Source organism: Halalkalibacter akibai JCM 9157 (assembly GCF_000513135.1).
Taxonomy (GTDB): domain Bacteria; phylum Bacillota; class Bacilli; order Bacillales; family Bacillaceae_D; genus Halalkalibacter; species Halalkalibacter akibai.
Map to the genome: position 1 here is coordinate 44,717 of NZ_BAUV01000030.1, position 8,733 is coordinate 53,449.

At 37.1% G+C, this 8,733-nt stretch carries 11 protein-coding genes; 8 read left to right on the plus strand and 3 right to left on the minus strand.

The features are described from left to right. Positions 1–92: 92 nt before the first annotated feature. Entirely contained in the window at positions 93–881 is a 789-nt protein-coding gene (locus tag JCM9157_RS15345) for a GNAT family N-acetyltransferase (RefSeq protein ID WP_035666054.1), read from the minus strand. A gap of 270 nt (positions 882–1,151) precedes the next feature. Here JCM9157_RS15345 and JCM9157_RS15350 point away from each other — a divergent pair, with 270 nt between their 5' ends. From JCM9157_RS15350 to JCM9157_RS15360, 3 genes are all read left to right on the plus strand, one after another. Next, on the plus strand, positions 1,152–1,658 hold the full coding sequence (locus JCM9157_RS15350; RefSeq protein WP_035666055.1) for a ferritin: 507 nt from the start codon (positions 1,152–1,154) through the stop codon (positions 1,656–1,658). Between the two features lie 460 nt (positions 1,659–2,118). Beyond that, positions 2,119–2,580 carry a LytTR family DNA-binding domain-containing protein gene (locus JCM9157_RS15355; protein ID WP_035666056.1) on the plus strand — a complete coding sequence of 154 codons (462 nt, stop codon included), beginning with the start codon at positions 2,119–2,121 and terminating at the stop codon, positions 2,578–2,580. Beyond that, entirely contained in the window at positions 2,573–2,974 is a 402-nt protein-coding gene (locus JCM9157_RS15360; RefSeq protein WP_035666057.1) for a DUF3021 domain-containing protein, read from the plus strand. Before JCM9157_RS15355 ends, JCM9157_RS15360 begins: the two co-directional genes overlap by 8 nt. Before the next feature lie 50 nt (positions 2,975–3,024). On the opposite strand, the gene JCM9157_RS15365 is transcribed toward JCM9157_RS15360, so the two are convergent. Both JCM9157_RS15365 and JCM9157_RS15370 read right to left on the minus strand, forming a co-directional pair. Beyond that, positions 3,025–3,465, minus strand: a complete 441-nt coding sequence (locus JCM9157_RS15365; protein ID WP_035666058.1) for a Dps family protein — start codon at positions 3,463–3,465, stop codon at positions 3,025–3,027. A 130-nt stretch (positions 3,466–3,595) separates the two neighbouring features. Next, positions 3,596–4,264, minus strand: coding sequence for a B3/B4 domain-containing protein (locus tag JCM9157_RS15370; RefSeq protein WP_035666059.1), 669 nt, complete (start codon positions 4,262–4,264; stop codon positions 3,596–3,598). 74 nt (positions 4,265–4,338) lie between these two features. On the opposite strand from JCM9157_RS15370, the gene queG reads away from it, so the two are divergent. The 5 genes from queG (at position 4,339) to JCM9157_RS15395 (ending at position 8,589) form a co-directional block, all read left to right on the plus strand. Continuing rightward, positions 4,339–5,478: a tRNA epoxyqueuosine(34) reductase QueG gene (gene queG / locus JCM9157_RS15375; protein ID WP_035666062.1), complete on the plus strand. Its 1,140-nt coding sequence runs from the start codon at positions 4,339–4,341 to the stop codon at positions 5,476–5,478. A gap of 71 nt (positions 5,479–5,549) precedes the next feature. Further along, positions 5,550–6,080, plus strand: coding sequence for a methylated-DNA--[protein]-cysteine S-methyltransferase (locus tag JCM9157_RS15380; protein WP_035666064.1), 531 nt, complete (start codon positions 5,550–5,552; stop codon positions 6,078–6,080). A 109-nt stretch (positions 6,081–6,189) separates the two neighbouring features. Beyond that, the gene (locus JCM9157_RS15385; RefSeq protein WP_052013184.1) at positions 6,190–7,092 is read left to right on the plus strand and encodes an amidase domain-containing protein; all 903 of its coding nucleotides are present in this window, start codon (positions 6,190–6,192) and stop codon (positions 7,090–7,092) included. A 166-nt stretch (positions 7,093–7,258) separates the two neighbouring features. Beyond that, positions 7,259–7,732, plus strand: a complete 474-nt coding sequence (gene trmL / locus JCM9157_RS15390) for a tRNA (uridine(34)/cytosine(34)/5-carboxymethylaminomethyluridine(34)-2'-O)-methyltransferase TrmL (RefSeq protein WP_035666066.1) — start codon at positions 7,259–7,261, stop codon at positions 7,730–7,732. A 299-nt stretch (positions 7,733–8,031) separates the two neighbouring features. Then, positions 8,032–8,589, plus strand: a complete 558-nt coding sequence (locus tag JCM9157_RS15395; RefSeq protein WP_035666068.1) for a DUF5366 family protein — start codon at positions 8,032–8,034, stop codon at positions 8,587–8,589. Positions 8,590–8,733 lie beyond the last annotated feature (144 nt).

An 8,733-nucleotide genomic window follows, 5' to 3' on the forward strand; every position in this document is an offset into this window, starting at 1 on the left:
GAAGTGTATTTCCGGAGCGAGTGCGAAGCAGTAACCTTTTACGTTCGGATTTTGTTTTCAAAAATTTCTTTGTCCCAACCTCTACCTTTCAATTACTTTTTAATGGTCATCGTCCACATTTCCATGTCCTCATAGCCTAACCTTTTATAAATTCTGCCTGCTTCGGGGTTGTCATAAAATAAACAGACACTCTTTCCTTCTTGTAACAGATTATTCGTAAGTTGGTTTAAACACTGGCTTGCTAGGCCTTTTCGTTTAAAAGCCTCAAGTGTGCAAACACCAACAACCATTGCTGAAACGTTATTTTCGGCAGCCGTTGAGACAGCAGAAACAAATTGATTAGCGTCTTCAATATAATACGTTCTTGAAACACCAAGCTCCATGTTCCGCTTTCTTTCTTCAGGAGAGGAAGGGCGTTCAAATTCTGTTATTTGACTGTATAAGGTGGAAATCTTATCTATATCAGCTAGTGTTGCTTTTTTCACGGTGTTTGGCTTAACCGGCATTAGTTTTGATGGACTATCACATTTAGCGTAAAACAACTTTCTAGTGTGTTTTAGTGGGACCGTTATGTATGGAATCATCTTTGATGTAACGTTTTCTAAGCCTGATAGCATTACTGCTTTTGGGTGTTCTGAGAAAAGATCGGCAAATCCTTTTGCGTCAAACTCACCAGGGCTATAAGGAATAAAGTTGCCCTCATAATTCAGCATAAGTGCTTTAAGTTGACCTTGTTCGTTAAATTCTCCCCAGACTTGTTGAAAGTCTTCTTCAAAACCAAACGTTTCTATATCGCTAATAAGAAATAAATTCTCAGCTGGGTAATCATTTAGTAACGTCATACAACTTGTGTAATCTTCTGAGCTCAGTCGTCTAATCATTTTTCCCCCACCCTTTCAAATTTAGATTATTTTACCATATTTAAACTTTAAGGAGTGAAAAAATTTAAAGAGAGAAAGGAGGTTAATCAAACGTTTGTTTAAATGGTGGATTCCTTACTCAGTCCGGCTTACAAAGTTTTAATTAAACGTTTGATTAATGAATGACAGTTAAAATCATGAATGATTAATTCAAGCATAACAATCGTTTCAATACGCACAAAATAGGGAAGTGTTATAATAAAGATATATTATAGATAAAGGGTGATAAGTATGTTGAGTGAAAAACTGTTAAAAGGGCTTAATGATCAAATGAATTATGAATTTTACGCAGCGCATTCTTATTTAGCGATGGCAGCCTATTGCTCGGCTGAGAGTTACGATGGCTTTGCTAATTTCTTTTTAGTTCAAGCTGAAGAGGAAAGATTTCATGCGATGAAATTTTACAACTTCATTAATGCACTTGGAGAAAGAGCGATGATCCAAGCATTCCCTGAACCTAACAATGAATTTAACTCCATCCTTGATGTGTATGAAAAAGCGTTACTTCAAGAGAAAGACGTAACGAAAAAAATCTATCACTTATCGGACCTAGCTCTTGACTCTAGAGAGCACGCAACGATTAACTTTTTAAAGTGGTTTATTGAGGAACAAGTTGAAGAAGAAGATATGTTTGATAGTGTTATTCAAAAATTAAAACGAATTGACACAGATAGCAATGCCTTTTTCATGTTGGATGACGAATTTTCTAAACGGACTTTTACTCCAGAAGCAGAGTAGTTTCGTTTAGAGCAAATAGAAATGATTAGGCCGAGTCGAAGTGACTCGGTCTTTTTCTATAGTGGTCTCTAGTTGTTCGAGGACACGAGGGATCCTATTTGCGATAAAACAACCATTTCGAATGGTTACGAGGACTCAGAAGTACTTATTGCGTGAAAATGATATTGATATTCCTTTTAAAAAGCTAGATAGAGGATGTCATGTCCTCTTAAGCTCCCAAAATACGATTTTTTAGTTCAATAAGGAATCTAGTGTCCGCTCAGTAAAGTACATAATAAAAACCCTAACCGCCTTATGCCCCGAGACAGTCTCTAAGCGTTTTCATGATGAAAACCTTCTTTCAAAACAGTTCATTCATGAAAAACGGCCAGTCATTCATTAATAATGGCAAGTTATGTAAAAACGGCTAACATTCGTCAATGAAGTTGGTATAGTAAAAAGGGAAGAGAGGAGGAATTGAATGAGGGTAAATATTGATATTAATGAAAAGTATGATGAAACTTTGGTTACGATTCATGCAAAAGAATGGACAAAAGAGCTTGAAGATCTAGTCAGAAAATTAGAGTTGAAAACCCCTAAAAAAGTTGTAGGAACAGAAGGGGATCATTCTATTTTGCTCTCACCAGCTGACATTGACTTTGTTTTTGCTGTCAAACGTAAAGTGTATGCATCTATAAACCAACAATCCATTGAAATAAATATGAAACTGTATGAAGCAGAAAGTCTTTTAGCAAGCCATGGGTTTTGTCGGTTATCGAAATCAGCTATTGGGAATCTGAACCAAATTAAGCGTTTTGAGTTAGCCTTTAACGGAAACCTTTGTGTGTATTTTCAATCTGGTAGTAAAGAGTACGTTTCACGCAAGTATGTCCAAGAGTTAAAGAAAAAATTAATTATAGGGGCTGATGAATACAATGATTGAAGCAGTAAGAAGGAGTATTTTGGGGTTGGGATTTTCAGCTGTTTTCACGTTCGTTGCCTTAACCATAATGATGTTGCAAGATGTTCAGGTGTCTGTTTCAATTATCTGGATGAATATGTTAGGCAGTATGGTTATGGGGATTTACTTTGGTGTATCTTCCATGATTTTTGATGTGGATCATTGGAGTCCGCTGAAACAAACGACGATTCATTTTTTACTGTCAATAAGTGTTTGGTTGCCTTTAGCGATGTTGATAGGGTGGTTACCTTTTAATGTGATTCCTATTATAGTCGGGATTGGAAGTTTTATTGTCGTGTATGTTATTTTCTGGTCTGGTTCCTATTTCTATTTTAAGAGGCTAGAACATGAAATGAATCAATCAGTGAAAAGATAGTCTTAAATACGGACAAAGGCTTGGACATAACGTCCAAGCCTTTGTTGCTCTTATTTCAAGAATGAGCGTAGCATCCAATTGTGCTTTTCAAGTGATTGGTGGATGGCAAGAAGCATATCAGCTGTTGTCTCATCACCAAGAGAGTCAGCAGCCTCCATGCCTTCTTTTAATTCATCGATTAATGTATCAAAGTCTTTAACAAGTTCTGCAACCATTGCCTCAGCATCTTGATCTCCGCTTGCTTCTTGTATAGAAGCTGTTTCTAAAAATTCTCTCATCGTAGCAACAGGGTGGCCCTTGAGCGCTAGAAGGCGTTCTGCCAACTCATCAATATGTGTAGAGGCTTCTGTGTATAATTCTTCAAATTTCGCGTGTAATGTAAAAAATGCTGGTCCTTTTACAAACCAATGGTAGTTATGGAGCTTAATGAAAAGAACACTCCAGTTCGCAATTTGCTTGTTTAGAATGGTCGATACTTTTTCTTGACTCATACGATAACCTCCTCATTTTCACTTCAGTATACTATTTCCCTAATCAAGAATATTATAAACCCGATTCTTGATCTAAACTGTGAATAAGATCACTTTTTGGAGTTTATTTCCAATAGGAGTTAGAAAAATTTTATGTTCTTTCGACTACACTCTGTTCGAAATCACCGCCGTGGATTTGTGTGAACATTTTTCCGGCAGCCTCAAGTAACTGTGTTGCTTCTGCTTGTGTCATTGAAGGGCGTAAGTAAAATAACTGTAAAGCTGAAGTTGTGTTTGTTGTTACTTTTGTTCGGGTCGAATCAACAATTGGGCTACCGAAAGCACCAAGGTTATCCGAACTAATTAATTTTTCATTCATATCGTTTACCCGACCATTAACGCCTTCATAAGAATCCTCCTCTTTTCCTAAGCGAAGGATGACATCACCTTGAATGTGATCGAGATCATAAATCCCAAGTGGTATACAATATTCAAGAGAGAAGAATGTATTTAAATCAACGGCTGAATGAACAAGGGGAAGATTGTCCCCTTTTTTGATTCGTCTTAAAAGAGCTTCGTGTGAAGGACGATATCTACCAGGATTCATTTTTAAAAGCTTAAATATTTGACGCCATTCCGCAATTCCCTCGTAATTAGTTAACTCCTTCGTCTCAAGTTCCATCCTTAATGTTTCTTGAAAAAATTGTAAACGACCTTTTAACATTTGAGGTGAGTCATCAATCGCGATATTATGGTATAGGATTACTCCCATTTTAAAGTTGGGAACGGTAATATTCGAATCTATTTTAATGTTAACCATAGATGGACCTCCTATTGTTTTTGTGCTTATTGTAGCACATTGGAAACAAAAGGGAGAAGAAAGGTGATTGACCTATGACACTTGCCCAATTAAAGGATGAGCTTATTGCATATAGTAAAACAATAGGAGTTGATAAAATTGGATTTGCGTCTGCAGACCCCTTTTTACAATTGAAAGATCGACTTCTAACACAACAGCAATTGGGATTTCAATCGGGTTTTGAAGAGCCAGATATAGAGAAACGTGTAAATCCCGCAAAAGTTTTAACAGAAGCTAGAACCATTATTTCAATAGCTCTTGCTTATCCATCAAAAATGTCTAACCCCCCGAAGAATACGAAAGAGGATCGCAGAGGGATTTTCTGCCGAGCTTCTTGGGGGCGCGATTATCATGATGTGTTAAGAGACCGCTTAAAGAAAATTGAGCAGTTTTTGCTAGAACGTATTCCGGAGGCAAAGACGGTCTCAATGGTTGATACAGGAGAATTATCCGATCGTGCTGTTGCCGAAAGAGCAGGGATTGGTTGGAGTGGGAAAAATTGCGCTATTATTACACCGGAATTTGGAAGCTATGTTTATTTAGGTGAAATCATAACGACCATTCCGTTTGATCCTGATACTCCTATTACTGAGCAATGTGGAACATGTACAAAATGTATTGATGCTTGTCCGACTGATGCGCTCGTTCAAGGAGGACAATTAGACTCGAATAAATGTATTGCGTTCTTGACGCAAACGAAAGATTTCCTTCCAGATCAATACAGGAAAAAGTTAGGCAATCGCATTTATGGATGTGATACTTGCCAACAAGTTTGTCCTGAGAATAAAGGGAAAGACTTTCATCATCACCCTGAGATGGAGCCTGATCCTGAAATTGCAAAGCCGAAACTTATTCCATTGTTAACGATAAGTAATCGAGATTTTAAAGAAAAGTTTGGCCATGTATCTGGATCATGGAGAGGGAAAAAACCAATCCAAAGAAACGCTATTATTGCCCTAGCTCATTTCAAAGATCAAAAGGCTCTACCTGTATTAGCTGATTTAGCCAAGAAAGATCCTCGTCCTGTTATTAGAGGTACGGCAGCCTGGGCAATTGGTGTAATTGGAAGCTTAGAAGAGAAAAAGCTACTTAATCAGCTGAAAAATATAGAAAAAGATGATAAAGTGCTAGGAGAAATCGAGAAAGGGCTAAATATCCTCGAAAATAAGGAGTAGTGGTCAAGCGAAGGAATCATTTATTAATGTAAGATAAGGGAAAGATTGGACAATTGGAAGGAAGGGATTACATGACAACGCAATTTAATCATTATGTTACTGAAATGAATAGTCCCCTAGGTACTCTTACAATCGTTGCAACCGACAAAGGCGTTTGTCATATTCATTTTGGAAATTTAACTAAATGTATGGCAGCATTAAAGGTCTGGCTGAAGAAACAAGGTCGGAACGGAGAAGTTATTCACTGTCAGGAGACATTGCAACCGATTTGTCAACAATTAGAAGAGTATTTTTCCGGAAAAAGAACCAAATTTGATGTTCCGTTAGATTTATGTGGAACAGAATTTCAAAAGAAGGTTTGGAACACGCTTAGTGAAATTGAATATGGCGAAACAAAATCATATAAAGAAATAGCGCAAAAAATAGGGGCACCGAAAGCTGTCCGGGCAATAGGTGGCGCAAACAACCAAAACCCAATTCCAATTATTATTCCTTGTCATCGCGTCATAGGAAGTAACGGAAGTATGGTTGGATACGGCGGTGGACTGGATAAGAAAGAAATTCTCCTCTCTCTAGAAGGGGTGCCGGCAAAAATATCGTAAGTAAGGGTGATCTTGTCACTCTTTTTTTTGTGGTCTAAAACTGAATCCTTCCCTTGCATTTCTAAATGAAACTAAAGTTGCATAGTGTGTAAGGGAAGGAGGAGAAAAAATGAGGGAAAGGATTGTTAAGTCATTACATGAGCTGATAGAAAAGCGAAATAAACAATATGTTGATGAAAGTAGAGAAATAGACCAAGATGATTCAATTACTAGATGCAAAAACATGCATAAAAGTCGCGGTGCTGAAATTGTAAAATCTTTCGTAGAAGGAGATATTATTCGTACGACTAAAGTAGACGATCAACTCTTAGTTGATTATGCGATTAGAAATGAACTTTTAATTCGAATAAAAGAGGATGTTTATTTGGAAGAACATCGTGAGAACCGGAGAGCTTTATTTGAAGGTGATGAGTTAATCACTGACAGCATTCAGCTTAGCGAACAGGAAAGAGAGGCGGTAAACCCATTAGCAGATGCCTCTTTTTCCTCTTTAAATCAGAGGACTATTAACGACAGGTCTTACAGCGAAAGATCTTATGACCGCCGTGAAGCCGTTCGTTATGCTGAAAGATGGTGGGATGATTATAATCCAGAGTACAGAAAGTTTGAGAATAACTGCACGAATTTTATTTCTCAATGTCTTCGTGCTGGGGGGCTACCCATGTCAGGACATTCTGATCGCTCAAAAGGTTGGTGGTATCGAGGCAAGAATTGGAGTTATAGCTGGTCCGTTGCGCATGCAATGAGATGGCATTTAAGTGGCTCAAAGCAAGGATTGCGAGGAGAGGAAAGAGAGAGTGCTTCTGAATTAGAGCCTGGTGATATTATTTGTTATGACTTTAATGGAGATGGACGTTGGCAACATACGACCATTGTCGTAGCGAAAGATGCAAATGGTGAACCACTCGTTAATGCACAAACAGCAAACAGTCGTATGCGCTATTGGAAGTATGAAGATTCAACAGCGTATACCCCGAACATCAAATATAAATTTTTTCATATCGTCGGGTAAATAATAAGAGGATGACTCATTAGTTTCCTTGCTGCTGTCAAAATGAGGTAGTAAAGGAGAGAAAACTAATAATGTGTCATCCTTATTTAGATTTCTTCTTTTAACTAGAGATGATATAATGAATTTTGTCGAAAATATGATTCAATAGAAATTGAGGTGAATGCACGTGGGACTTCACATCGTGCTTTATCAACCAGAAATTCCTGCAAACACAGGGAATATTGCTAGAACATGTGCTGGTACAAATACAACGCTACATTTAATTCGTCCACTTGGCTTTTCTACAGATGATAAAATGTTAAAGCGAGCTGGTTGTGATTATTGGCCGAGTGTTACGATAAAATATTATGACTCAATGGACGAGCTGTTTTCCACTTATCCAGAAGGAGAGTTTTATTTTATAGAAACGGTCGGAACCAAAAACTATAGTGAGTTTGACTACTCACAACAAGACGTTGATCATTTCTTTGTATTTGGAAGAGAGACGACAGGCATACCAAAAGAGATCATAGAAGCGAACATTGATCGCTGTTTCCGGATTCCGCAAACCGATAAAATTCGTTCTCTGAACTTGTCCAATACGGCAGCGATTGTCATTTATGAAGCGATTCGCCAGCAGGGTTTTTCTAACTTAACGTAAATAAAAAATCGACCAACTCATATGAGCTTGGTCGATTTTCAAAAAAGTAAAGAGGTTTCATTAGTTCTTGTGTGGATTGTCTTCATAACCTGCAGTAAAAATAGCAATAAGGAAAACAATACTTACACCAAGGATGAGTAGTGTACCCATTTTTATTCCTCCTTGTCACAAATCTAACACTCATTATAAAGCATATTAAAACAGATTGAAATGAAAACAACAGAATTGTGCTCGATTAGTCAAATTTAGTATGTAACGTTCTAGTAAAAATAACAATAAAGTTTTAGGAGACCTGTTAAATGACCAATCGTTATATCACAAGTCATTTTCCGCTTATATCAATTCTGCTTTTTAGTCTGGCCTTTGCGATTTTCTTTCAAGGTTTTATTTTAACGCAATTGGTTGATTTAGGAATTTATAACGGAATGAGAGAATTTATATCTGAAAGCGGAATTAAATTGACCTTGCTTTTTTTGATGCAGTTATTCTTTTTTATGGTGTTTTCAGCTTTGAAATTAATTGCCGATACAACGATTGAACTGTCGATGCTCTTTTTTTCAAAAGATGAGGAAGGAACGGAACTTAATAAAGTAAAAATGGGCTCTTGGATTTTCTTGATAGCAAGTATTCTGTCGTTGCTTTTAGCACAGAATGTCTTTTTGATTGTTATCGTGTTTCTGATCGCGAGCTTGAGCTATTTTATTTTTCTTGTTTATAAAATTAGTAATACATTGAGTTTAGCTGGTTTAATTGGGTTTATCTTTTTTCAAGTGATTTTTTGGAGTGCTTTTATCTTAACGATTACGTTAGCTTTAGTGAAACTTTATAATAGTTTTATGGCGAGTTTGCCGTTTTAATCATATAAAAAAAGAAGTCAAGGGAGCGTTGTGATGTGCCCTTGACTTTTTTGGTTTCAGCAACCTCTATCTCATTAAGGATATGTTGGTTAGCTTAACGAATCCGTTTCATTGCGCTGCAGGTACTTGCTTTCCGCGGGGAGA